At 69.8% G+C, this 23,444-nt stretch carries 22 protein-coding genes and 1 pseudogene; 22 read left to right on the top strand and 1 reads right to left on the bottom strand.

The genetic code is table 11. The features are described from left to right. The first annotated feature begins 151 nt into the window (after window positions 1-151). From ACFJIX_RS02325 to ACFJIX_RS02290, 8 genes and pseudogenes are all read left to right on the top strand, one after another. Window positions 152-1,261 carry an FAD-dependent monooxygenase gene (locus ACFJIX_RS02325; protein WP_377157475.1) on the top strand — a complete coding sequence of 370 codons (1,110 nt, stop codon included), beginning with the start codon at window positions 152-154 and terminating at the stop codon, window positions 1,259-1,261. Window positions 1,262-1,302: 41 nt separating this feature from the next. After that, complete coding sequence (locus tag ACFJIX_RS02320) at window positions 1,303-2,076, top strand: DsbC family protein (protein ID WP_377157473.1); 774 nt, start codon at window positions 1,303-1,305, stop codon at window positions 2,074-2,076. Window positions 2,077-2,111: 35 nt separating this feature from the next. Continuing rightward, on the top strand, window positions 2,112-2,582 hold the full coding sequence (locus ACFJIX_RS02315) for a DUF3429 domain-containing protein (RefSeq protein ID WP_377157471.1): 471 nt from the start codon (window positions 2,112-2,114) through the stop codon (window positions 2,580-2,582). A gap of 112 nt (window positions 2,583-2,694) precedes the next feature. Then, a pseudogene (locus ACFJIX_RS02310) lies at window positions 2,695-3,003 on the top strand (peptidase M61); the annotation flags it as partial. A gap of 70 nt (window positions 3,004-3,073) precedes the next feature. Further along, the gene (locus tag ACFJIX_RS02305; protein ID WP_377161563.1) at window positions 3,074-4,462 is read left to right on the top strand and encodes a M61 family metallopeptidase; all 1,389 of its coding nucleotides are present in this window, start codon (window positions 3,074-3,076) and stop codon (window positions 4,460-4,462) included. Further along, window positions 4,447-5,685, top strand: coding sequence for a DUF3108 domain-containing protein (locus ACFJIX_RS02300; RefSeq protein ID WP_377157469.1), 1,239 nt, complete (start codon window positions 4,447-4,449; stop codon window positions 5,683-5,685). The genes ACFJIX_RS02305 and ACFJIX_RS02300 overlap by 16 nt, the downstream gene beginning before the upstream one ends. A gap of 104 nt (window positions 5,686-5,789) precedes the next feature. Then, window positions 5,790-6,578 carry an enoyl-CoA hydratase gene (locus ACFJIX_RS02295; RefSeq protein WP_377161561.1) on the top strand — a complete coding sequence of 263 codons (789 nt, stop codon included), beginning with the start codon at window positions 5,790-5,792 and terminating at the stop codon, window positions 6,576-6,578. A 246-nt stretch (window positions 6,579-6,824) separates the two neighbouring features. Then, entirely contained in the window at window positions 6,825-7,109 is a 285-nt protein-coding gene (locus ACFJIX_RS02290) for a DUF4148 domain-containing protein (protein WP_377157467.1), read from the top strand. A 219-nt stretch (window positions 7,110-7,328) separates the two neighbouring features. Here ACFJIX_RS02290 and lysS read toward each other — a convergent pair whose 3' ends face one another. After that, window positions 7,329-8,870, bottom strand: a complete 1,542-nt coding sequence (gene lysS, locus ACFJIX_RS02285; RefSeq protein WP_377157465.1) for a lysine--tRNA ligase — start codon at window positions 8,868-8,870, stop codon at window positions 7,329-7,331. 53 nt (window positions 8,871-8,923) lie between these two features. On the opposite strand from lysS, the gene ACFJIX_RS02280 reads away from it, so the two are divergent. The 14 genes from ACFJIX_RS02280 to ACFJIX_RS02215 all read left to right on the top strand — a co-directional run bounded on the left by ACFJIX_RS02280 (window position 8,924) and on the right by ACFJIX_RS02215 (window position 23,439). Continuing rightward, window positions 8,924-9,988: a Gfo/Idh/MocA family protein gene (locus ACFJIX_RS02280; RefSeq protein ID WP_377157463.1), complete on the top strand. Its 1,065-nt coding sequence runs from the start codon at window positions 8,924-8,926 to the stop codon at window positions 9,986-9,988. A 1-nt stretch (window position 9,989) separates the two neighbouring features. Beyond that, window positions 9,990-10,610 carry an acyltransferase gene (locus tag ACFJIX_RS02275; RefSeq protein WP_377157461.1) on the top strand — a complete coding sequence of 207 codons (621 nt, stop codon included), beginning with the start codon at window positions 9,990-9,992 and terminating at the stop codon, window positions 10,608-10,610. A gap of 2 nt (window positions 10,611-10,612) precedes the next feature. After that, window positions 10,613-11,710: a DegT/DnrJ/EryC1/StrS family aminotransferase gene (locus tag ACFJIX_RS02270; RefSeq protein ID WP_377161559.1), complete on the top strand. Its 1,098-nt coding sequence runs from the start codon at window positions 10,613-10,615 to the stop codon at window positions 11,708-11,710. Window positions 11,711-11,717: 7 nt separating this feature from the next. Then, a complete protein-coding gene (locus ACFJIX_RS02265; protein WP_377157459.1) occupies window positions 11,718-12,278 on the top strand; it encodes an acyltransferase in 561 nt (186 codons plus the stop codon). Further along, a complete protein-coding gene (locus ACFJIX_RS02260) occupies window positions 12,275-13,528 on the top strand; it encodes a DegT/DnrJ/EryC1/StrS family aminotransferase (protein WP_377157457.1) in 1,254 nt (417 codons plus the stop codon). The genes ACFJIX_RS02265 and ACFJIX_RS02260 overlap by 4 nt, the downstream gene beginning before the upstream one ends. Next, window positions 13,525-14,829, top strand: coding sequence for a lipopolysaccharide biosynthesis protein (locus tag ACFJIX_RS02255; protein ID WP_377157455.1), 1,305 nt, complete (start codon window positions 13,525-13,527; stop codon window positions 14,827-14,829). Before ACFJIX_RS02260 ends, ACFJIX_RS02255 begins: the two co-directional genes overlap by 4 nt. Beyond that, window positions 14,826-15,974 (top strand): glycosyltransferase family 4 protein, encoded by a 1,149-nt coding sequence (locus tag ACFJIX_RS02250; protein ID WP_377157453.1) that lies wholly within the window; start codon window positions 14,826-14,828, stop codon window positions 15,972-15,974. The genes ACFJIX_RS02255 and ACFJIX_RS02250 overlap by 4 nt, the downstream gene beginning before the upstream one ends. A gap of 18 nt (window positions 15,975-15,992) precedes the next feature. Continuing rightward, window positions 15,993-17,210 carry a glycosyltransferase family 4 protein gene (locus tag ACFJIX_RS02245; RefSeq protein WP_377157451.1) on the top strand — a complete coding sequence of 406 codons (1,218 nt, stop codon included), beginning with the start codon at window positions 15,993-15,995 and terminating at the stop codon, window positions 17,208-17,210. Window positions 17,211-17,348: 138 nt separating this feature from the next. After that, complete coding sequence (locus ACFJIX_RS02240; protein ID WP_377157450.1) at window positions 17,349-18,074, top strand: class I SAM-dependent methyltransferase; 726 nt, start codon at window positions 17,349-17,351, stop codon at window positions 18,072-18,074. Next, complete coding sequence (locus ACFJIX_RS02235) at window positions 18,071-19,282, top strand: DegT/DnrJ/EryC1/StrS family aminotransferase (protein ID WP_377157448.1); 1,212 nt, start codon at window positions 18,071-18,073, stop codon at window positions 19,280-19,282. The genes ACFJIX_RS02240 and ACFJIX_RS02235 overlap by 4 nt, the downstream gene beginning before the upstream one ends. A gap of 39 nt (window positions 19,283-19,321) precedes the next feature. Continuing rightward, window positions 19,322-19,915, top strand: a complete 594-nt coding sequence (locus tag ACFJIX_RS02230) for a sugar transferase (protein ID WP_377157447.1) — start codon at window positions 19,322-19,324, stop codon at window positions 19,913-19,915. 49 nt (window positions 19,916-19,964) lie between these two features. Then, a complete protein-coding gene (locus ACFJIX_RS02225; RefSeq protein ID WP_377157445.1) occupies window positions 19,965-21,857 on the top strand; it encodes a polysaccharide biosynthesis protein in 1,893 nt (630 codons plus the stop codon). Between the two features lie 83 nt (window positions 21,858-21,940). Next, window positions 21,941-22,108: a hypothetical protein gene (locus ACFJIX_RS02220; protein ID WP_377157443.1), complete on the top strand. Its 168-nt coding sequence runs from the start codon at window positions 21,941-21,943 to the stop codon at window positions 22,106-22,108. After that, window positions 22,105-23,439 carry a class I SAM-dependent methyltransferase gene (locus tag ACFJIX_RS02215; protein WP_377157441.1) on the top strand — a complete coding sequence of 445 codons (1,335 nt, stop codon included), beginning with the start codon at window positions 22,105-22,107 and terminating at the stop codon, window positions 23,437-23,439. Before ACFJIX_RS02220 ends, ACFJIX_RS02215 begins: the two co-directional genes overlap by 4 nt. Window positions 23,440-23,444: the final 5 nt, after the last annotated feature.

The following is a 23,444-nucleotide window of genomic DNA, read 5'->3' as shown; positions in this document are numbered from 1 at the left end:
GCTGGTGTGGGCCTGCGGCAGCGCGCGGGCGAAACCGGCATTTTCAGTCAACCGCGGCTTCCGCCGCCGTGGCGGTCGCCCGTCGGCCCGTCCGCGCCGTCTGGAAGCCCGCCCGGGACCGCCCCATCGCCCCTGCCTACAATCGCCGTCCATGGAAAAGTTCGACGTCCTGGTGCGCGGCAACGGCTGCGTCGGTCGCAGCCTGGCGCTGGCGCTCGGCGCCCGCGGCCTGCGCGTGGCCCTGCTGGCCCGGCCGACCGCCCCCTCGTCCTCCGCGGACGTGCGCGCCTATGCGCTCAACGCCGCCTCCGTCGCGCTGCTCACCCGGCTGCGCGTGTGGGAGGGCCTCGCCGAGGACGCCCGCACCCCCGTGCACGACATGCGCATCCACGGCGACCGCGCCGGCGCGGAGCTGCACTTCAGCGCCTGGCAGCAGGGCGCGGGCGAGCTCGCCCACATCGTCGACGCCGCCGCGCTGGAGGACCAGCTGGACGCCGCGCTGCGCTTCGCCCCGCACGTGCAGCGCGTGACCGAACCGGTTCCCGCCACGCTGCAGGCCCTGTGCGAGGGCCGAGACACCGGCGCCGCCCAGGAATTCGGCGTGCACTACGAGCGCCACGACTACGGCCACATGGGCGTCGCCACCCGGCTGATCGCCAGCAAGCCGCACCAGGGCCAGGCCTGGCAGTGGTTCAGATCGCCGGATGTCCTGGCGCTGCTGCCTTTCGACCGCCCCGAGCCCGGCCACAGCTACGGCTTGGTCTGGTCGCTGCCCAAGGACGAGGCCCGCCGTCTGATGGCCGCCGGCCCGGCCGAATTCGAATCCGCCCTGCTGGAAGCCACCGGCGGAGCCGCCGGCACGCTGAAGCTGGCCGGCGAGCGCCAGGCCTGGCCGCTGCAGCTGTGCCGCGCCGACGCGCTGTGCGGCCCGGGCTGGGTGCTGCTCGGCGACGCCGCCCACCTCGTCCACCCGCTGGCGGGGCAGGGCCTGAACCTCGGCCTGGCCGACGTCGAGGCGCTGGTCGACGTCATCGTCCGCCGCGAATCCTGGCGCAGCCTCGGCGACGAGAAGCTGCTGCGCCGCTACGCCCGCGCCCGCATCGCCCCGACCTGGGCGATGGGTGAATTGACCGACGGCCTGCTGCGCGGCTTCGCCAGCCAGGCGCCCGTGCTCGCCCGGCTCCGCAATGAAGGCCTGCGCCTGGTCGATCGCGCCGGCCCGCTCAAGAAATGGCTCACGGCCCGCGCGCTCGGCCACTGAACGGTCCTGTCCGTTCAACCTGCAAGTTCTCGAAAGTCCCCATGATCTCCACGCTGTCCAAGACCTTCTCCCGCAAGACCCTGGCCCTGGTCGCCTCGCTGGCCGCGCTCGGCCTGTACGGCTGCACGGCCCAGGCCAACGAGGACACCATCCGCAAGAACCTCGCCGCGGTGATGCCCAAGGAGATCAAGATCGACGAGGTCCGCCCCAGCCCCATCGCCGGCCTGTGGGAGGTCCGCATCGGCAGCGAGATCCGCTACACCGACGCCGCCGGCCAGTACCTCGTCGAGGGGGAGATCCTCGACCTGAAGAACCGCAAGAACCTCACCCAGGAGCGCGTCGACAAGATCACCGCGATCGACTTCGCCGCGCTGCCGCTCAAGGACGCGATCGTCTGGAAGAAGGGCGACGGCAAGCGCCGCATCGCCGTCTTCGCCGACCCGAACTGCGGCTACTGCAAGCGCTTCGAGAAGTCGCTGCAGGAAGTCGACAACATCACCGTCTACACCTTCGTCATCCCCATCCTCGGCGGCGATTCGCCGGAGAAGTCGCGCACCATGTGGTGCGCCAAGGACAACACCACCGCCTGGCGCAACTGGATGATCGACGGCGCGATGGCCGGCCCGGCCGACCCGAAATGCGACAGCTCGGCCATCCAGCGCAACCTGGCCCTCAGCCAGAAGATCCGCGTCAACGGCACGCCGGCCATCCTGTTCGAGAACGGCACCCGCGCCCCGGGCGCGATCAGCCCGCAGCAGCTCGAGCAACGCTTCCAGGCGATCCAGGAAGCGGACAAGACGCAGAAGAAGTCCTGATCCCGTTTGATTTCGCCTGATCCCGATTGAGCCCCATGAGCGACCGCACGCCCCACCATGCCGCCCCGGTGCACGCCGCCTCGGCCTCCGTCAACCCGATCGCCGCGCGACTGGGTTACGCCGGCCTGATCCCGTTCGTGCTCGGCGCGGCGCTGGTCTGGCTGGTGCGGGAGGACGCGCACCCCTACGTCACCGACGGCCTGTCGCGCTACGCGGCCATCGTCATCACCTTCCTCGGGGCGATCCATTGGGGCCTGGGCATGCGCCAGGCCGTCCCCTCGCCCGCGCCCTTCATCTGGGGCGTCGTGCCGGCGCTGCTGGCCTGGATCGCCTCGACGATGCCCCCGTACGCCGGCCTGGTGATCGAAGGCTTCCTGCTGATCGCCTGCTACGTCGCCGACCGCAAGCTGTATCCGTCGCTGGGCGCCTCGCCGTGGCTGACGCTGCGCTTCCGGCTGAGCGCCGTGGCGGCGCTCAGCTGCTTCATCGCCGCCCAGGGGACCTGAGCCCCTTCGAACCCGCACAGGCGTCGATCCGGGCGAACCCTCGCCGGGTCCGCTGAACGAGAACCGCCCAATCGCGCACCACGCATGGGCCAGGCTTGGTAGGCTGTTCCTCATGACCGCTCGCCCCACGATCCATTACCGCATCGCCGTCGCCGACCCGCATGCGCATCGCTTCGAGGTCACGCTGACCGTGCCGGCGCCCGAACCGTGCCAGGCCTTGAGCCTGCCGGTCTGGATCCCGGGCAGCTATCTGGTGCGGGAGTTCTCCCGCCACCTCGGCGCCGTGACGGCGCGCCAGGGCCAGCGCGAGGTCCTCGTCACCCAGACGGCGAAGAACCGCTGGGAGTTCGAGTGCGCCGGCCGCGGCGCGCTGGTCATCAGCTACCCGGTCTACGCCTTCGACACCTCCGTGCGCGCCGCCTTCCTGGACGCGCAGCGCGGCTTCTTCAACGCGACCAGCCTCTGCCTGCGCGCGCGACGGCAAGGACGACCTGCCGCATCGTGTCGAGCTCGTCGGCCTGCCCGAGGGCTGGGAGGTCGCCACCGCGATGGCCCCGGTCGAGGACGCGCCGCTGCAGTTCGAGGCCGCCGACTACGACGAACTGGCCGACCATCCCTTCGAGCTCGGCCCGTTCTGGCGCGGCGAATTCGTCGCCGGCGGCGTGCCGCACGAGTTCGTCGTGTCCGGCGCGCTGCCGATCTTCGACGGCGAGCGGCTGCTGCGCGACGCGCAGAAGATCTGCGAGACGCAGATCGCCTTCTGGCACTGCGGCAAGAGCAAGCCGCCGATGTCGCGCTACGTGTTCCTGCTGAACTGCACCGACGACGGCTACGGCGGCCTGGAGCACCGCGCCAGCACCGCGCTGATCGCCGCGAGGCGCGACCTGCCGCGCCTGGGGCAGTCCGAGACCAGCGACGGCTACGTGAAGCTGCTCGGCCTGATCAGCCACGAGTACTTCCACACCTGGAACGTGAAGCGGCTGCGTCCGGACGTGTTCGAGCGCTACGACTACGAGCAGGAGAACTACACCGAGCTGCTGTGGTTCTTCGAGGGCTTCACCTCGTACTACGACGACCTGTTCCTGGTCCGCGCCGGCCTGATCGACGAGGCCCGCTACCTGAAGCTGATCGCCAACACCCTCACGCAGGTGCTGGGCGCACCGGGGCGCAAGCACCAGAGCGTGGCGCGCTCCAGCCTCGAGGCCTGGACCAAGTACTACCGCCAGGACGAGAACACGCCCAACGCGGTGGTCAGCTACTACGCCAAGGGCTCGCTGGTGGCGCTGGCGCTGGACCTGTCGCTGCGCGGCGCCGAGAAGTGCGAGAAGCCGCAGTCGGTGGACGACCTGATGCGCGGTCTGTGGAAGGACACCGGCGGCGGTCCGGTCAGCGAGGCGAAGATCCTGCAGAAGCTGGTCGACCTCGGCGGCGAGGCGATCGCGCAGACGCTGTCGACCTGGGTGCACGGCACCGAGGACCTGCCGCTGCCGCAGCTGCTGGAGCGCGTCGGCGTGCGCTGGTGCCTGGACAAGCCGACGCTGGCGCAGCGCCTGGGGCTGCGGGTGTCGGAGAACGACGGCATCGTGACGGTCAAGAACGTGTTGCTCGACAGCGCCGGCCTGGCCGCCGGGCTGAGCGCGGGTGACGAGATCGTCGCCTGCAACGGCTGGCGCGTGCGCAAGCTCGAGGACCTGCCGCTGACGCTGAACCACATCGACCCGCAACGGCTGGAACTGCTGGTGACGCGCGACCAGCGGATGCTGACGCTGGCCCTGACGCTGCCGATGCAGGACAGCGCCGCGCGGCCGGTCTGCCTGGGCCTGCTCGAGAAGGCGCCCGCGCGTGCGCAAAGCCTGCGGCGCGCATGGCTGGGTGGCTGAGACGGCGGCTCGCCCTCGAGATCCGGCAGATCCAGGATGCCGGTCGGGCCGTCGGTCGAGCGTTGTCCGCCGCGGCGACCGGCATGGCGCCGCTCGTCGACCCGCGCCGCTGGCGCGATGCGGTGCTCGGCATCCGCAGGCATCACGTCGCGCTGGCCGGACTCACGGCCGCGGTGATCGGCGCCCACCTCTGGCTGCTGAGCGGCGCCCGCGAGCTCCACGACCAGTGGGCGCCCGAGACGCCGGAGCCGGAGCGGCTGCAGGCGGCCTTCATCCGGGAACTGGCGCCGGCCCCGCCGCCGCCGCCGGCGACCACGCCGAAGGACGGACCGCCGGGCACGCCGCAGCGTCACATCGAATCGATGCCGGCGCTCGGCGACGGTCCGGCACCGCTGCCGCCCGATCCCGCCGCGAGCGAGCCGCCGCCTGAGCTGCAGGCCCTGGCGATGCCGCCGGCGCTGGCGGTCTCCGACGCGGTCGGCGAGTGGATGCCGGGCATCGAATGGCCGTTGTCCACCGAGCTCGACTACAAGCTGAGCGGCGATTTCCGCGGCGCCATCCACGGCGATGCCCGGGTGCAATGGCTGCGCGAGGGCTCGCATTACCAGGTCCACCTCGAGGCCTGGATCGGCCCGAAGATCGCGCCGCTGATGTCGCGCCGGATGAGCAGCGACGGGGAGATCACGCCGCTGGGCCTGGCGCCGCGGCGTTTCGATGAAGTGACCGGCGGCCTCGCGGGCGGGAACCGCCAGTCGACGCTGCTCTTCGACCTGGGCGGCGTGCGTCTGGCCAACGGCCGCCGCGAGCCGGTGCCCGACGGCACGCAGGACGCGGCCAGCCAGTTCGTCCAGTTCACCTGGCTCTTCCTGACCGGCCGCCAGTCCGCGCAGGGCGATCTGCTGATCCAGCAGCCGCTGGCGCTGCCGCGCAATGTGCACCTGTGGCGCTACAAGGTGCGCGGGATGGAGGACGTCGCGACGCCGCTGGGCCAGATCCCGGCGTGGCACGTGGACTCGGACATGGACATGGAAGACACCCGCGGCGACATGCAGGCGGAGTTCTGGCTGGCGCCGTCGCTGCAGTACCTGCCGGTGCGGGTGCGGATCTGGCAGAACCGGCCGAAGGATCCGCGCACGCACATCGACCTGGTGCTGAAGGCGGCGCCGAAGCAGGCGCTGGCGCCGGCTCAACCGGCGCCGTCGGCCTCCGCCGGCAGCCCCTGAGCCTCCGAGCGTCAGGGCGCGCGGACGTCAGCGTCCGCATGCGCCCCTATAGTTGCCGCCATTCAAGTTCAAGGAGACATCCCATGATCGCAGCCCTGTCCGACGTGACGTTCGAGAACCTCCTGCTGGAGGTCGCCGGCAGCGGCGACCGCAAGACCGGCGTGATCCGGCTGAACCGCCCGAAGCAGTTGAACGCGCTGAGCGACCCGTTGATGGACGAACTGGGCCGCGCGCTGCTGGCCTTCGACGCGGACGACGGCATCGGCTGCATCGTGCTGACCGGCAGCGAGCGTGCCTTCGCGGCGGGCGCGGACATCCCGACGATGGCGCCGCACACCTTCATGTCGGCGTTCAAGAGCGGGCTGATCTCGAAGAACTGGGAGACCATCCTGCAGGTGCGCAAGCCGGTGATCGGCGCGGTGGCAGGTTTTGCCCTCGGCGGCGGCTGCGAGCTGGCGATGATGTGCGACTTCATCATCGCGGCGGAGACGGCGCGCTTCGGCCAGCCGGAGATCAAGCTGGGCATCATCCCCGGCGCGGGCGGCACGCAGCGCCTGCCGCGCGCGGTCAGCAAGAGCAAGGCGATGGACATGCTGCTGACGGCCCGCATGATGGACGCCGCGGAGGCGGAACGCGCCGGGCTGGTGTCGCGCGTGGTGCCCGCGGAGCAACTGATGGCCGAGGCGCTGGCGGCGGCGGAGACGATCAACGGCTTCAGCGGCCCGTCGACGATGCTGATCAAGGAACTGGTCAACCTGGCCTACCAGGGCCCGCTGACCGACGGCGTCGCGATCGAGCGCCGCTACTTCCACGCGCTGTTCGGCACCGACGACCAGCGCGAAGGCATGGAGGCCTTCCTGGCGAAGCGGGCGCCGGCGTTCAAGCATCAGTGACGCTGGGTGTGACCGTTCCAGGAGAGGGGCTGGGACGGTCACGGTCCCTGCCTAGGCAGGCTCTTTTTGAAACAATCCTTGACCCCAACCGCTGTACGCTGAGTGTGCGCTTGGGTGATTGTTGACAATCCGTGAACGGATCTTTCCAGTTTGCCTAGTGTTTCCCCTAGGCGGCGGCGCCTAGAGTTCAACCCATGGACAACGCGGAGTGCGGAGTCCGGTGCAACGAACCGCTAGGAGCCCGCCATGAACACCCTGATCAAGACCACCCTGATTGCCGCCGCCTTCCTGACCGCCGGCGCCACCTTCGCCGCCGAACCGGCCCAGAAGACCCGCGCCGAAGTCATCGCCGAGCTGCAAGCCGCTCGCGACTCCGGCGAAATCGCCTCGCTGAGCGCTGAGCAAGCCGGCGTCGGCTCGCTCGAGAACGGCATCAACGCCCCGACTTCGGCTCAGATCGCCGCCAAGAAGGCCGCAGTCAAGACCGCCGCCAAGAAGGGCGCGACGACCGAAGGCAACTCGGCCAAGTAAGACCGACGCTTCCCCCTCGACACTGCCGGACGCACCGGCCGGCCTGGGGGGCCAGCAAAGGAAAAAGGACACCCTCGGGTGTCCTTTTTTCATTCGTGAGGCCAGGCGCGGGCACTCCACGCAGCAGGGGGCATCCCTCCGGGAACCCCCAGCAGCATTCCGGCCCCACTCGCAGTCGTTGACTGCACGTTGAATGGGGTCAGGTGGTGCGCGTTTCGATCAACCCTCGCGACGCAGCGCGGGGAACAGGATCACGTCACGGATCGAGGGGCTGTCGGTGATCAGCATCATCAGGCGGTCGATGCCGATGCCGCAGCCGCCCGTCGGAGGCATGCCGTACTCGAGGGCGCGGATGAAGTCGGCGTCGAAGAACATCGCCTCCTCGTCGCCCGCATCCTTGTTGGCGACCTGCGACTGGAAACGCGCCGCCTGGTCCTCGGCATCGTTCAGCTCGGAGAAGCCGTTGGCGTACTCGCGGCCGGTGATGAAGAGCTCGAAACGCTCGGTGATGGTCGGGTCGGCATCCGAGGCACGCGCCAGCGGCGACACCTCGACCGGATAGTCGACGATGAAGGTCGGCTCCCAGAGCTTCTCCTCGACCGCCGCCTCGAACAGGCCGAACTGCAGCGCCGACAGGCCCCAGTGCTTCGGCGCTTCTTCGCCGAGTTCCTTGAGCTTGGCGCGCAGCACGTCGGCGTCATCAGCCTCGGCTTCGGTCACGCCCGCGTGCACGATCAGCGACTGACGCACGGAGAGGCGCGTGAACGGCTTCTCCAGGTCGACCGGCTTGCCGGCGTAGGTGACCTGGGCGCTGCCCGTGGCGGCGCGCGCGGCGTGGCGGATCACTTCCTCGGTGAAGCTCATGACCTCCTGGTGGGTCCAGAAGGCCGCGTAGAACTCCATCATCGTGAACTCGGGGTTGTGCCGGACGCTGATCCCCTCGTTGCGGAAGTTGCGGTTGATCTCGAAGACGCGTTCGAAACCGCCCACCACCAGGCGCTTCAGGTAGAGCTCCGGCGCGATGCGCAGGTACATCTCCTGGTCCAGCGCGTTGTGGTGCGTGATGAACGGCTTGGCGTTCGCGCCACCCGGGATCGGGTGCAGCATCGGCGTCTCGACTTCCAGGAAGCCGTTCTCGACCATGTACGAGCGGATTGAGGACACGGCCTTGGAGCGCGCCACGAAGCGGTCGCGCGCCTTGCCGTCGGAGATCAGGTCGGCGTAGCGCTGGCGGTACTTCTGCTCCTGGTCGGCCATGCCGTGGAACTTGTCCGGCAGCGGGCGCAGCGACTTGGTCAGCAGGCGCAGCGTCGTGACCTTGACCGACAGCTCGCCGGTGCGGGTGCGGAAGAGCGTGCCCTCGGCGCCCAGGATGTCGCCCAGGTCGAAGTGCTTGAAGTCGTTGTAGACCTCCTCGCCCAGCGCGTCCTTGGACAGGAACAGCTGGATCGCGCCGGTGGCGTCCTGCAGCGTGGCGAAGCTGGCCTTGCCCATGATGCGCTTGAGCATCATCCGGCCGGCCACCGTCACCGCGACGGCCTGCGGCTCGAGCTCCTCGTTGGGGAGCTCGCCGTACTGCGTCTGCAGCGGCTGCGCGCGGTGCTGCGGTTTGAAGTCGTTGGGGAAGGCCGCGACCCCCTTGGCCTTGGCCTTTTCGCGGACGGCGGCGAGTTTCTCGCGGCGTTCGGCGATCAGCTTGTTCTCGTCTTGGGCGGGCGCCGGCGTGTCGTTGCCGGTCTGGGGGTCTTGGGGCTGGCTCATCGTGGGCTGCAAAAAAGGCAGGGGGCGATTTTAGGCTCTTAAAATCGCGCCCCATGTCTCAGTCCCCCATCCTGGACCGCCCGGTCCGCGTCGCCCTGGTCGGTTGCGGCCGTATTTCCAAGAATCACGTCGACGCGCTGACCCGGCACCAGGGCCGTGCGGAGCTGGTCGCCGTCTGCGATATCCGCCCGGAGGCCGTCCAGGCCGCGCTGGCCCAGACCGGCCTGCCCGCGGACCGCGGCTTCGCGTCGCTGGACGCGCTGCTCGCAGGCTCCGACGCCGACCTGATCGTGTTGTCCACGCCCAGCGGCCTGCATGCGCAGCAGGCCATCGCCTGCGCACAGGCTGGCCGCCACGTGCTCAGCGAGAAGCCGATGGCGACGAAGTTCGAGGAAGGCCAGGCCATGGTCCGCGCCTGCCGCGACGCGGGCGTGAAGCTGTTCGTCGTCAAGCAGAACCGCCTGAACGCGACCGTGCAGCTGGTCAAGAAGGCGCTGGACGAAGGCCGCTTCGGCCGCATCTTCATGAGCACGGTCAACGTGTTCTGGACCCGCCCGCAGAGCTACTACGACGCCGCCCGCTGGCGCGGCCGCTGGGACATGGACGGCGGCGCCTTCATGAACCAGGCCAGCCATTACGTGGACCTGCTGGACTGGCTGGTGGGACCGGTGGACAACGTCCACGCCTACACCGCCACGCTGGCCCGCGACATCGAGGCCGAGGACACCGGCGTGCTGGCCCTGCGCCTGCGCCACGGCGGCCTGGCCAGCATCAACGTGACGATGCTGACCTACCCGCAGAACCTGGAAGGCTCGATCACCATCCTCGGCGAGAAGGGCACGGTCAAGATCGGCGGCACCGCCGTGAACAAGATCGAGCACTGGACCTTCGACACGCCGCACCCCGACGACGAGCTGGTGAAGAACGCCAGCTACGAGACGACCAGCGTCTACGGCTTCGGCCACGCCGCGTACTACGACAACGTCATCCAGACGCTGCGCGGCGAGGCGCAGGCACAGGTCGACGGCTACGAGGGCCTGCGCTCGCTGGAGCTGCTGATCGCCTGCTATCGCAGCGCGCGCGACGGCCAGCGCGTCGGCCTGCCGCTGGTGTTCTGATATGAGCTTCTGGCAACACGCCTCGGCCGTCGTCGACGACGGCGCGCAGCTCGGCGACGGCACCAAGGTCTGGCACTTCAGCCACGTGTGCGCCGGCGCGCGCGTCGGCCAGGGCTGCTCGCTGGGGCAGGGCGTCTACGTCGGCAACGACGTGACGATCGGCCGCAACGTGAAGATCCAGAACAACGTGTCGGTCTATGACGCGGTGACGCTGGAGGATGACGTCTTCTGCGGACCGTCCATGGTCTTCACCAACGTCTACAACCCGCGCTCCGCAGTGCCGCGCAAGAGCGAGTACCGCCGTACGCTGGTGAAGCGCGGCGCGACGCTCGGGGCGAACTGCACCGTGGTCTGCGGCGCGACGATCGGCGAATACGCCTTCATCGGCGCCGGCGCCGTCGTCAAGGGCGACGTGAAGCCGTACGCGCTGATGGTCGGCGTGCCGGCGCGCCAGATCGGCTGGATGAGCCGCCACGGCGAGAAGCTCGACCTGCCCGTCGACGGCCACGGCCGCGCCGCCTGCCCCGCCAGCGGCGATCTCTACGACCTCGACGGCCAGGCGCTGACGCTGGTCACCGCTTCGAACCCAGCCACCGCGACGCCCCAGGATTCCCAGCCATGAGCCTGCCCTTCATCGACCTCAAGGCTCAGTACGCCGCGCTGAAGACGACGATCGACGCGCGCATCCAGCGCGTGCTGGACCACGGCCAATACATCATGGGCCCAGAGGTCAGGGAACTGGAGACCGCGCTGGCCGCCTACGTCGGCACGAAGCACTGCATCACCGTGGCCAGCGGCACCGAGGCGCTGCTGATCGCGCTGATGGCGTTGGACCTGCAGCCCGGCGACGAAGTCATCACGACGCCTTTCACCTTCGCCGCGACGGTCGAGACCATCGTGCTGCTGGGCGGCGTGCCGGTGCTGGTCGACATCGAGCCTGACAGCTGCAACCTCGACGCGACGCTGATCGAAGCGGCCATCACGCCGCGCACGAAGGCGATCATGCCGGTGAGCCTCTACGGCCAGGTCTGCGACATGGACGCGATCAATCAGGTCGCGGCGAAACACGGGAACATCCCCGTGATCGAGGACGCGGCGCAGAGCTTCGGCGCTTCCTACAAGGGGAAGAAGAGCTGCGGCCTGTCGACCTGGGGCGCGACCAGCTTCTTCCCGAGCAAGCCGCTGGGCTGCTACGGCGACGGCGGCGCGCTGTTCACCGACGACGACGCGCTGGCGCAGGCCGCGCGCGAGATCCGCGTCCACGGCCAGAGCCAGCGCTACACGCATACGCGGGTGGGCGTCGGCGGCCGCATGGACACGCTGCAATGCGCGGTGGTGCTGGGCAAGCTGGAGCGCTTCGATTGGGAGATCGCCCAGCGCCTGGCGATCGGCGATCGCTACCAGCGCCTGATCGCCGGACTGCCGGTGCAACGACTGGCGGTGCGCGAGGACCGCGATTGCGTGTGGGCCCAGTTCACCGTGCAGGTGGACCGCCGCGACGAGATCGCGGAGGCCTTGAAGCAGGCCGGCGTCCCGACGGCGGTCCATTACCCGAAGCCGCTGCACCGCCAGCCCGCCTACGAGCAGCGCTGCCGCGTCGCGACGCCACTGCCCAACGCCGAGTCCGCCGCGCGGCGCGTGATGAGCCTGCCGATGAGCGCCGACCTGAGCGAGGCGCAGCAGGACCAGGTCGTCGCCGCGCTGCGGGTCGCGCTGACCTGACCCCCCGATGCTGATCGGCTACACGCTGGATGCGGTGCGCGCCCGGATGCGCGCGCGGGTCGCGGCGTGGCTGGGGCTGGATGTCGGCACCCGCGCGCAGATCCACCCCGGGGCGCGCGTGCGCTGTGGCGCCGGCAGCGCGCTGGGCGCGGGATCGATCCTGTACCGCGATGTGCAGATCCTCGCCACCGGGGAAGGCCGCTTCACGATCGGCGCGCGCAGCCACATCGCGCCGGGCGGCTACCTGCTGGTCGGCGACCAGCGCCTGTCGATCGGCGACGACGTCGCCATCGGCCCCGGCCTGATGCTGTTCTGCAAGTCCAACGCGGTCACGGCCACCGGCCTGTTCCGCGACCACTACCGGCGTGGCGAGATCCGCATCGGCAGCAACGTGTTCATCGGCGCCCGCGTGACGGTGCTGCCGGGCAGCTTCATCGACGACGGCGCCGTCGTCGCGGCGCACGCGGTGGTGCGCGGCCACCTGCCCAGCGGCTGGGTCTACGGCGGCGTGCCGGCCCGGCCGCTCCACCGGATCGACGGGGCCCGTCCGCCGTCGACCGGCCCGTGAAGGGTCACGTCGCCGGCGCGCTGCGCTGGCGCGACCTGCCCGGCGCGCTCTGGCACTGGCTCCGCCACGGCGCGCGCAGCGCCGAGGACTTCCGCGCCGCGTTCGCCCGCAGCCTCGGCCTCGATCCGGCGCAGGCCGGCGAGGTCCGCCTCTTCGGCACCGGACGCGCGGCGCTGCATGCGTTCACCGCGTCGCTGGACCTGCCGCCCGGCTCGGAAGTGCTGCTGCCCGGCTACACCTGCGTCGTCGTGCCCAACGTGTTCATGCACCTCGGGCTCGCCGTGCGTTACGTCGACATCGCGCGGGACGATTTCAACCCGACGCCGGACGCGATTTCCAATGCCATCGGCGAGGCGACACGCCTCGTCGTCGTGCCGCACAACTTCGGCCTCGTCACCGAGGGCCTGGACGCGTTGCGGGCCAAGCACCCCGACGTCGTCTTCATCGAGGACGCCGCCCACGCCTGGGGCAGCACCGACGCGATCGGCCGCGAGGTCGGCACGCTCGGTCATGCGGCGTTCTTCAGCTTCGAGTACTCGAAGCCGCTGACCACCGGCATCGGCGGCGCGCTGGTGATCCACGACGCCGCGTCCCGCGAGCGCTTCGCGGCGCGCATGCCCGCGCTGCATGCGCCGACGACGTCGACGGTGCTCAAGCAGCTGCTGACGCTGTGCTGGCACCGCCTGACGATGAGCCTGCCGCGCCCGGCGCTGCAGGCGCTGATCGCGCTGCTGCGCGCGCCGTCGCGGATGCTGGGCGTCGTCGCGAAGACACCCGACAGCGAAGTCGCCGGCGACACGCAGCCCGACTACCGCGCCGGCCTGCACCCGTTGAGTGCGGCGATCGGCCTGATGCAGGCGAGCCGCTTCGACGAGATCCATGCGCTGCGCCGCATGCAGGCGCAGGACTACGACGCGCTGCTGGCCAATCTGCCGGGCTGGGAGTGGCCAGTGCGCGCACCGGGCGCCGTGCTGCTGCGCTATCCGCTGCTGCTGCCCGATGCCGCGACGCGCGACGCGGCGATCGCGGCGCTGGAGGACGAGGGCATCGTCGGCGGCACCTGGTTCGACGACGTCGTCCATCCGCGCGGCAGCCGCCGCTTCGGCTACACCGAGGGCGAGTGCCTGAACGGCGAGCGCGCCGCGCGCACCGTGCTCAACCTGCCGCTGGGCCGCCATGCGCGGCTGAGCCCGTCGCAACGCGCCGCCGTGCGCGCGATCGCGGAACGTCACGGAGGGAAGGCCCGATGACGGTCCGCCGCCGCTTCGCGCAACTCGCCGGCGCCTCGATGCTGACGCAGGCGATCCCGATGCTGATCGCGCCGCTGCTGACGCGCTGGTACGGCGCGGAGGCGCTCGGCCACTGGGCGCTGTTCGTGGCGTTGGCCGCGAACCTGGCGACCATCGCCAATGCGCGCTACGAGTTCGCCATCGTCCTGCCGCGCCGGGACGGCGAGGCGGCACTGGTGTTGCAGCTGGCGCTGTGGATCGCGCTGGGCATGGGGCTGCTCACGGCGGTCGGCGCCACGGGCTGGCACCTGCTGATGGCGCATCACGCGAAGCTGGGCGGCCGCTGGGTCTCCCTCGATCAGTTGGATCCGTGGCTGCTGATGCTCGCGCCCGTGGTCGCGCTGGCCGGCATGCAGCAGGCGCTGAGCCTCTGGAACAACCGCCAGGGTCGCATCGACGTGATCGCCCAGGCCCGCGTGCTGCAGCAGAGCGTGATGGCGGCGGCACAGGCCGCGGCCGCGCTGGGCGGGTTCGCGAGCGTCGCGGCGCTGGTGTTGTCGCAAAGCCTGGCCGCGCTGCTCGCGCCGCTGTGGCTGCTCCGGCGCGGGGCCCGGTGGCGCCGTGCGACGCGGCTGGATCGCGCCGGCAAGACCTGGCACTGGCGCCACCTGCGCCGCCTGGCCTGGCGCTACAAGCAGTTCCCGCTGCTCAACAGCCCCCATGCCTTCGTCAACGCGGCGCAGGAGACGCTGGTGCTGGCGATGATCGCCGCCTGGGCCGATGCCGCCACGGCGGGCTACTACGCGCTGATGGTGCGCCTCGTGAAAGCGCCGGCGACGCTGGTCGGCGGCGCGTTGTCCGAGGCCTTGCTCGGCGAGCTCGCCCGCGACTGGCAGCGCGGTGTCGACCTGCGCCCGCGCCTGCTGCGCGGCATCAGGCTGCTGGCGATGGTCGCGCTGCCCTGCATGGTGGTGCTGATCGCCGTCGGTCCCGCGCTGTTCGGCTGGCTGCTCGGCGCCGACTGGGCCCGCGCCGGGGAGTACGGCCGCTGGCTCGCGCCCTACGTCGCGGCGCACTTCATCGCCGCGCCGCTGACGGTCACGCCCATGGTCACCGGCCGCCAGCGCGGCGCGCTGGTCTTCAGCCTGGTCGGCAACGCGCTGTACGTGCTGCCGGTCGCGCTGGTGCTCAGCACCGGCGGCGCGCTGACGACGGCGCTCGCCGCCATCGCCGTGCTGCTGCCGATCTATTTCGCCATCTATCTGGCGTGGCTGGTGCGCGGCTCGGCGCCGCGACCCGCCCTGCACGGAGTGCCTGCATGAGACTGGTCCTGATCGGGGACGGCGAGAGTCCCCACCTCCTGAAATGGGCGCGCGCGCTGTCGCAGCAGCGGGAGCTCGAACTGTGGGCCGCGTCCACGCGCGGCTTTGCGCCGGAGTTCCAGTTCCTGATCCCCGAGGACCGCCGCCTCGCGCTGAACACCGATCCCGCGCATGCCGGCGGCAACATCGCCGTGCTCAAGCAGCTGCCGGCGCTGGGCGCCTGGCTCAAGCGTGTCGATGCCGACTGGCTGCACGCGCACTACCTGACCTCGCACGGCACGCTGGCCTGGGCCGCGCGCCGCGGCTGGAAGCTGCGCGCCAGGATCGCCGGCTCCGCCTGGGGCAGCGACATCCTCGTCACGCCCGACCAGGGCTGGGCCTACCGCTGGCTCACCACGCAGGTGCTGAAGGCCTGCGCGATCACGACCTCCGATTCCGAGCACATGAGCGCCCGCATGCGCGAGCTGGGCGCCGCCGAGGTGATGACCTTCCCCTTCGGGCTCGAGCAGTTGCCCAAGCAGAACGTCCGCAAGCAGCCCTGGCTCTTCTTCACCAACAGGGGCCTGGAGCCGATCTACCGGCCGCATCGCGTGATCGAGGTCTTCGCCGCGATCGCCGTGAAGCAGCCCGAGGCGCGCCTGGTCGTCGGCAACGACGGCTCGCTGCGCGGCGCGATGGAAGCGCAGGTCGCGTCGCTCGGCCTCGCGGACCGCGTCGAATTCATCGGTCGCGTCGATGCGACCTCGCAAGGCCGGCGTTATGCGCCGGCGCGCTGGTTCCTCAGCCTGCCGCAGAGCGACTCGGTGTCCGTCTCCGTGCTGGAGGCGATGGCGCACGAGTGCCTGCCCATCCTGTCCGACCTGCCCGCCAACGACGAGGTGCTCGGCACCGGCGGCACCGGCAGCATCGACGCGGCGATGCATCCCAACGTCAGGCTGCTGGGCCGTCACGGCCTGATCCTGAAGGACGGCGACGACCTGGCCACGCTGGCGGACCGCCTTCAGCTGATGGTCGGGCAGAGCGACGTGGCGGGCCATTCGGTCGATGCCGACCGCCTCGGCGCGGCCAACCGCGCGTGGGTCGCCGAGCACGCGATGTTCGGCCCCGCCGTCAAGACCTTCATCGAGCGCCTGAAGCGCTTCTGAGCCTTCCCCTTCCTTCCCATGAAGCTGCTGCTGATCAACCATTACGCCGGCTCGCCGAAGCACGGCATGGAATTCCGCCCGTTCTATCTGGCCCGCGAATGGGTCCGCACCGGGCACCAGGCGCTGATCCTGGGCGCGTCCTACTCGCATGTCCGCACGACCCAGCCCGAACCCGGCATGGCGGCGATGAGCGGCGTGAACTACCTCTTCTACGACACGCCCGAGTACCAGGGCAACGGCACGGGCCGGGTCAAGAACATCTGGTCCTTCTGCCGCCAGGTCTGGAAGGACGCCGACATCCTGGCGCGCGAATTCGCGCCGGACGTCGTGATCGCCTCCAGCACCTACCCGATGGACATCTGGGTCGCGCGCCGCGTCGCGAAGCTGGCCCAGGCCAAGCTCGTGTACGAGGTGCACGACCTGTGGCCGCTGTCCCCGATCGAGCTGTCCGGCATGTCGAAGTGGCATCCCTTCGCGATGCTCTGCCAGAAGGCGGAGAACGATGCCTACCGCGATGCCGACGTCGTCGTGTCGATGCTGCCCAAGGTGCATCAGCACATGGCCGCGCACGGCCTCGACCTGAAGAAGCTGCACATCGTGCCCAACGGCATCACGCTGGATGAATGGTCCGAGCACGGCGAGCCGCTCGAGGCCGCGATCCAGGCGCACCTCGACGCCGAGCGGGCGGCGGGGCGCACCGTCGTCGGCTATGCGGGGTCGATGGGCGAGCCCAACGCGCTGGACGTGCTGCTGGACGCGGCGAAGCTGCTGAAGGACAACAGCGGACTGAGCTTCGTGCTCGTCGGCGGCGGACACCTGCGGGACAAGCTCGAAGCGCGCGTGCGCGACGAAGGCCTCACGAACGTCGCGATGTTCCCGGCCATCCCCAAGGCCCAGATCCCATCGCTGCTGAAGGGCTTCGACATCGCCTACATCGGCTGGCAGCGCACGCCGATCTATCGTTTCGGCATCGCGCCCAACAAGCTGATGGACTACATGATGGCGCAGCGGCCGGTGCTGCATTCGGTGGAGGCGGGCAACGATCCGGTGGCCGAGGCCGGCGCCGGGCTGACGGTGCCGCCGCAGGATCCGAAGGCGGTGGCGGAGGGCCTGCTCAAGCTCGCCGCCGTGCCGGCCGAGGAACGTGCCGCCATGGGCCGCCGCGGGCGCGAGTTCGTGCTGGCGAATCACACCTATCCCGTGCTGGCGCAGCGCTTCATCGACGCGGTGTCCTGAGCGGCTTCGCTCCCACGCCGTTCCCGCCGTTCGCAGTCCCCGTAGTTCCCGTAGTCCCCGCAGTTGGCGAGCACTTCCTCCAATGTCCCCGCAGTCCCGATCAACGCAGTCCTCACCACGGCTCCGGCCGACGACGACATGACCCAGGACCGAGAACTCCAGGCCATCGCCCAGCGTTACGCCCGGCGCGACCAGCGGCTGGCCGGGCTGGAGCGCTACAGCCTGCTGCGCCCCGAGGTCTGGCAGATGCTGCACGAGCGCCAGGCCGCGATGCTGCGGCTGCTGGCGGCGCACCGCGCGACCCTGCCGGATCCGGCCGCGCCGCTGAGCGGCTGGCGGATGGCCGAAGTCGGCTGCGGCGCCGGCGGCAACCTGATGGACATGCTGCGGCTGGGCCTGCAGCCGCAGCACCTGACCGGCATCGAGCTGCTGCCCGAGCGGCTGGACGCCGCGCGGGCCGCGCTGCCCCATCAGGTGCGGCTGCTGGCGGGGGATGCGTCGCAGGCGGACGTCGAGGCCGGCAGCCAGGACCTCGTGCTGCAGTCGACGGTGTTCTCCTCGATCCTGGACGACGGCCTGCAGCGCCGGCTCGCCGAGGCGATGTGGCGGTGGGTCAAGCCGGGCGGTGCGGTGCTCTGGTACGACCTCATCGTCGACAATCCCCGCAATCCCGACGTCCGGGGCGTGCCGCTGAAGCGCGTGCGCGCGCTGTTCCCCGAGGGCCGGATGGCGGTGCGCCGCGTCACGCTGGCCCCGCCGATCGCGCGTGCCGCCTGTCGCGTCCATCCCGGCGCCTACCGCGTCCTCAACACGATCCCCTTCCTGCGCAGCCACGTGCTGGCGCTGATCACCAAGACACCATGAGCACCAACGATCCGAAGTCCGATCCGACGTCAGAGCGCCCGGCCGAGCCCAAGCTCCCGTTCCTTCCGTTCGCGCTGCCCGAGCTGGGCGACGAGGAGATCGCCGAGGTCGTCGACACGCTCAAGAGCGGCTGGATCACGACCGGCCCGAAGGCCAGGCGCTTCGAGCAGGCCTTCGCCGAATTCCTGGCCGAGCCGCAGATCGAATGCATCGCGGTCAACTCCGCGACCGCCGGCCTGCACCTGGCGCTGGAGGCCCTGGGCATCGGCCCCGGCGACGAGGTCATCACGACGACGCACACCTTCACCGCGACGGCGGAGGTGGTGCGTTACCTGGGCGCGGACGTGAAGCTGGTCGACATCGACCCGGCGACGATGAACATCGCGATCGACCAGATCGAGGCCGCGATCACGCCGCGCACGAAGGCGATCATCCCGGTGCACTACGCCGGCCTGGCGGTGGACATGCTGACGCTGCTGGACATCGCGCGCAAGCACGGGCTGAAGGTGGTCGAGGACGCCGCGCACGCGCTGCCCACGACGCTGGAGAAGGAGCTGATCGGCACCATGGGCAGCAACGCCACCGTGTTCAGCTTCTACGCCAACAAGACGATGACGACGGGCGAGGGCGGCATGCTCGTCACGCGCGATCCGGAGCTGGCCAAGCGCGCCCGCGTGATGCGCCTGCACGGCATCAACCGCGACGCGTTCGACCGCTTCACCGCCAAGGTGCCGAGCTGGTACTACGAGATCGTCGCGCCCGGCTTCAAGTACAACCTGACCGACATCGCCGCGGCGCTGGGGCTGCACCAGCTCAAGCGGCTGCCGGCCTTCCAGAAGCGGCGCGAGCAGATCGCGGCGCGTTACTTCGAGGCGCTCGCCGACCTGCCGCTGATCCTGCCGCCGAAGGCGCCCAACGAGGACGTCCATAGCTGGCACCTGTACGTGCTGCGCCTGTCCGACGCGACCGACGTGTCGCGCGATCTCTTCATCGAGCGCATGTTCGATCAGGGCATCGGCTGCAGCGTGCACTACGTGCCGCTGCACCAGCACCCGTACTGGCAGGAGCTCTACGGCCTGACGCCGGAGATGTTCCCCGAATCGCAGAAGGCCTATGAGCGCACGGTGACGATCCCGCTGTACACGGCGATGACCGACGAGCAGGTCGAGCGCGTGATCGCCGCGGTGCGCCGCAGCCTGGGCTTCTGAGCGGACGCCTCAGGCAACGGAAACGGGACGGGACGGCCGATGGCCAAGCGACTCTTCGACATCCTCTGCGCCGGCGTGGGCCTGCTGCTGCTGAGCCCGCTGCTGCTGGCCGTGGCGGTGTGGGTGAAGCTGGATTCGCGCGGGCCGGTGATGTTCCGGCAGGAGCGGGTGGGGCGTTTCGGCCGCAGTTTCCGCATCCACAAGTTCCGGACGATGCGCGTCGACGCGCCGACGCTCGGTCCGCAGATCACGATCGGCGACGATGCGCGCATCACGCGCAGCGGCCGCTGGCTGCGCGCGAGCAAGGTCGACGAGCTGCCGCAGCTGTGGGACGTGCTGCGCGGCGCGATGAGCCTGGTGGGGCCTCGGCCCGAGGTGCCGCGCTACGTGGCGATGTACCCGGCGGAGTTGCGTGCGCTGGTGCTGTCGGTGCGGCCCGGGATCACGGATCCGGCCTCGCTGAGTTTTCGCAACGAGAGCGAGCTGCTGGCGCAGGCCGAGGATCCCGAGCGCGAGTACGTGGAGGTGGTCATGCCGATGAAGCTGCGGCTGGCGGCGGACTATGTGCGCAATGCCAGCCTGGGCGGCGACATCCGGCTGATCCTGGCGACGCTGGGCGCGATCAAGGCCTGACCCCGGCCCGATAGACAAACAGACAGACGTTCAAGAAGAAGAGCACGCGATGAACTGGTTGTCCCTGGATGCCTTCCTGACGCGGATCCGCCCCTACCGCGAGGCGCTGGCGCTTGCGCTGGACATGGTGGCGGTGGCGCTCGCGTGGCAGGCGACGTATCTGTTCCGGCTGGGGTTCGAGCGCTGGTTCGAAGCCCGGCCCGACTACGACCACTGGGTGATGCTGGGCATCGTGGCGCTGTACGGCGTGCTGCTGAAGCTGTTCCAGGTGCCCAAGGGGATGTGGCGCTTCAGCGGCTTCGGCGAGGTCAAGCGGCTGGCGGCGGTGTGCGTCACCGCGGGTCTGATCGCCGCGGTGGCGGTGCTGATGGCGCAGCTGACCAAGGTGCCGCGCGCGGTGCTGGCGCTGCATCCGGTGTTCACGCTGATGGTGCTGGCGATGATCCGCATGGCTTACCGGATGCTCTACGAGCACATGCGCAGCCGTATCAGCGGCAGCGCGCTGGAGCAGCGCCGCGCGCTGGTGATGGGCGCGGGGGATGCCGGGCGGCTGCTGGTGGCGGGGATCCAGCACCAGCAGGGCTGGGTGGTCGTCGGTTATCTGGACGATGCGCCGGAGAAGCGCGGTGCGCGCGTCGCGGGCGTGCCGGTGATCGGCACGCTGGAGGACGCGACGCGGCTGGCCGACATGCACGGCATCACGCACGTGATCGTGGCGATGCCGGCGGCGACGACGCTGGAGCGGCGCCGTGCGCTGGACCTGGCGGGGAAGACGGGGCTGGCGGTGCTGACGGTGCCGAGCAGCCAGGAGCTGCTGGCGGGGCGCGCGGTGAACCAGGTGCGGGGACATCGAGCCGGAGGACCTTCTGGGCGCGAGCCGGTGGAGCTGGACGAAGGCGGGATCAGCGAATGCATCGGTGGCAAGACGGTGCTGATCACCGGCGCGGGCGGCTCGATCGGGTCGGAGCTGTGCCGGCAGGTGGCGCGGTACGGGCCGTCGAAGATCGTGCTGTATGAGCTGAGCGAGTTCGCGCTGTATCGGATCGAGCAGGAGCTGAGCGAGAAGTTCCCGCACATCCCGCTGGTGCGGCTGATCGGGGATGTGAAGGACCTGGAGCACCTGCGCTTCACGTTCGGGAAGTACCGGCCGCAGATCGTCTTCCATGCGGCGGCTTACAAGCATGTGCCGTTGATGGAGGAGGAGAACGCGTGGGCGGCACTCCGCAACAACACGTTGGGGACGTATCACGCGTGCGTGGCGGCGGCGGAGTCCGGCGCGGAACGCTTCGTGATGATCTCGACGGACAAGGCGGTGAATCCGACGAACGTGATGGGGGCGACCAAACGCGCGGCGGAGCTGGTCATCAGCCATATGGCCGGGCAGGGGCATTCGACGAAGTTCATGGCGGTGCGGTTCGGGAACGTGCTCGGATCAAGCGGGAGCGTGATCCCGAAGTTCAAGGAGCAGATCGCCAAGGGCGGGCCGGTGACGGTGACGCATCCGGAGATCACGCGGTACTTCATGACGATTCCGGAGGCGGCGCGGCTGGTGGTGCAGGCCGGCGCGATCGGGGAGTCGGGGCAGGTCTTCGTGCTCGACATGGGGGAGCCGGTGAAGATCGTCGATCTCGCCAAGACGATGATCCGGATGTCGGGCCACGGCGCTGCCGACGTCAAGTTGGCGTTCACCGGCCTGCGTCCCGGCGAGAAGCTGTACGAGGAACTCCTCAGCGACAGCGACCGGACCCTGCCGACGCCCTTCGATCGCCTCCTGCTGGCACGCCTGGACGACCCGTCCACCCGACCCGGCGTGGACGCTTTGCTCGCCGCCGCCCGTGCGCCTTGCAGCCGCTCCGATGCCGAGGCACGGCAACTGTTGCAAAAGGTGCTCGGTGGAGAATTCCAGTCGGGACTCGCACAGGTCTCGATGACATTGATGTGAAAATGCACGCCTCACGCCAGCAATGACGCACAGACGTTAGAGGGAAGCCAGGGGATTGCATGAATGTTCGACATCTCGGTGCGGTGGCACTGATCCTGTGTGCGCCTTTGAGCGCCCACGCCTACGTGGACCCCGGCTCCGGCATGCTGATCTGGCAGGGGCTGATCGCCTTGGTGGGCGCGTTGATCGTGTTCGTGCGCAATCCGTTGGCGTCGCTGAAACGCCTGATTGAGCGCTTCAAACGCAAATGAGGGATCCGGCTGCCCGCCTGGTGATGGAGGCGGATCGTGTGGTGCGCGCGCTCCGGGAGCCGTTGGCGCCCACGCATTTCCTGCGTTCCGACCTGGCTCGCCGCTGGCGCGAGCAAGGCGACCTCGTCGACTTCGAGCTCCTGGACGACTGCACGGTGTCCGCCCGACGGGTCCCGTTCGTGAGCCTGCCGCCGGAATGGTGTGACCTGCAACTGTTCCAGGCGGCCGAACTCACGCTGCGCCTGCAGCGGGAGGCGGTCGAGGCGGGTTTCGACCTGAAGGACGCGTCCGCCTGGAACGTCATCTTCGACGGCGCACGGCCGGTGTTCTGCGACCTGCTGTCCTTCGAGCCGCTGACCGACAAGCGCTGGTGGGCAGCGGGACAGTTCGCGCGCCATTTCGTGCTGCCGCTGCTGCTGTCGCGGCGGCGTGGTCTGCGCGCCTGCAAGTCCTTCCAGGCGTGGCGGGATGGCGTTCCGCATGAAGTCGCACGCGACATGCTGGGGGTCGCCCGGCTTTTCGGCCGCTACTGGCCGCTGATGGCAGGTGCTTCCAACCCGCCTCCCGGTGTCGCGGTGGCAGTCGACGGCCGACGTTCGACGGACACCGACCTCGCGCCGATTCGACGCTTCCGCGAAGGGCTGCATCAGTCGCTGTCTTGGATGCTCCGCGGGGTTGATCCACGCGGGGGCGCCAACGCCGCCACAACCTGGACCCACTACACCGAGGAACGCGCCCACTACAGCGACATCGACCTAGAGGCCAAGCGCACGCAATTGACACAGTGGCTTGCCGCGCAGCCCCGCGAGTGGGTGCTGGACTTCGGCTGCAACTCGGGCGAGTTCTCGCGTCTGGCGGCGGCGACCGGGTCGCGTGTGATCGCGGTCGACGCCGATCACGGCGCCGTGCAAGCGGGGGTGAAGCAGAACACCGCCGGCATCCATTGGGTCGTGGCTCCAATGGATGATCTGCGCGGCGGCTACGGATGGTCCGGCACGGAACACCCCGGCTTGCCGGAACGTCTGCGCGGCGGAGCCGACATGACGCTGATGCTGGCCTTGCTGCATCACCTCGTGATCGGCGCGTCCATCCCGATGCAGCGGGTGGCTGAATTTGCCGCTTCCTGCACGCGGGAGGCGCTGGTGGTCGAGCTGATCGAGCCGACCGATCCCCAGATCGCGCTCATGCGATCGCAGCGGCATCGCGATGACCCGTTCCCCTCGGTGACCGTTCAATGCCAAGCCTTCCTGGACGCCGGTTTCGTGCAGCAGGAGCAAGTGCGACTGCCCTCCGGGCAACGCGTGCTGACGTTGCTGCGGCGGGCCTCTTGACCAGG

Source organism: Roseateles sp. UC29_93 (assembly GCF_042695725.1).
Taxonomy (GTDB): Bacteria; Pseudomonadota; Gammaproteobacteria; order Burkholderiales; family Burkholderiaceae_C; genus Roseateles; species Roseateles noduli_A.
The sequence above is the reverse complement of the archived record's forward strand: the minus strand, read 5'-3'. Positions and strand labels throughout refer to the sequence as shown.

Coding starts and splice junctions, on each gene's coding strand:
- ACFJIX_RS02325 (WP_377157475.1), top strand. CDS start 152: ATGGAAAAGTTCGACGTCCTGGTGCGCGGCAACGGCTGCGTCGGTCGC.
- ACFJIX_RS02320 (WP_377157473.1), top strand. CDS start 1,303: ATGATCTCCACGCTGTCCAAGACCTTCTCCCGCAAGACCCTGGCCCTG.
- ACFJIX_RS02315 (WP_377157471.1), top strand. CDS start 2,112: ATGAGCGACCGCACGCCCCACCATGCCGCCCCGGTGCACGCCGCCTCG.
- ACFJIX_RS02300 (WP_377157469.1), top strand. CDS start 4,447: ATGGCTGGGTGGCTGAGACGGCGGCTCGCCCTCGAGATCCGGCAGATC.
- ACFJIX_RS02290 (WP_377157467.1), top strand. CDS start 6,825: ATGAACACCCTGATCAAGACCACCCTGATTGCCGCCGCCTTCCTGACC.
- lysS (WP_377157465.1), bottom strand. CDS start 8,870: ATGAGCCAGCCCCAAGACCCCCAGACCGGCAACGACACGCCGGCGCCC.
- ACFJIX_RS02280 (WP_377157463.1), top strand. CDS start 8,924: ATGTCTCAGTCCCCCATCCTGGACCGCCCGGTCCGCGTCGCCCTGGTC.
- ACFJIX_RS02275 (WP_377157461.1), top strand. CDS start 9,990: ATGAGCTTCTGGCAACACGCCTCGGCCGTCGTCGACGACGGCGCGCAG.
- ACFJIX_RS02265 (WP_377157459.1), top strand. CDS start 11,718: ATGCTGATCGGCTACACGCTGGATGCGGTGCGCGCCCGGATGCGCGCG.
- ACFJIX_RS02255 (WP_377157455.1), top strand. CDS start 13,525: ATGACGGTCCGCCGCCGCTTCGCGCAACTCGCCGGCGCCTCGATGCTG.
- ACFJIX_RS02250 (WP_377157453.1), top strand. CDS start 14,826: ATGAGACTGGTCCTGATCGGGGACGGCGAGAGTCCCCACCTCCTGAAA.
- ACFJIX_RS02245 (WP_377157451.1), top strand. CDS start 15,993: ATGAAGCTGCTGCTGATCAACCATTACGCCGGCTCGCCGAAGCACGGC.
- ACFJIX_RS02240 (WP_377157450.1), top strand. CDS start 17,349: ATGACCCAGGACCGAGAACTCCAGGCCATCGCCCAGCGTTACGCCCGG.
- ACFJIX_RS02235 (WP_377157448.1), top strand. CDS start 18,071: ATGAGCACCAACGATCCGAAGTCCGATCCGACGTCAGAGCGCCCGGCC.
- ACFJIX_RS02230 (WP_377157447.1), top strand. CDS start 19,322: ATGGCCAAGCGACTCTTCGACATCCTCTGCGCCGGCGTGGGCCTGCTG.
- ACFJIX_RS02225 (WP_377157445.1), top strand. CDS start 19,965: ATGAACTGGTTGTCCCTGGATGCCTTCCTGACGCGGATCCGCCCCTAC.
- ACFJIX_RS02215 (WP_377157441.1), top strand. CDS start 22,105: ATGAGGGATCCGGCTGCCCGCCTGGTGATGGAGGCGGATCGTGTGGTG.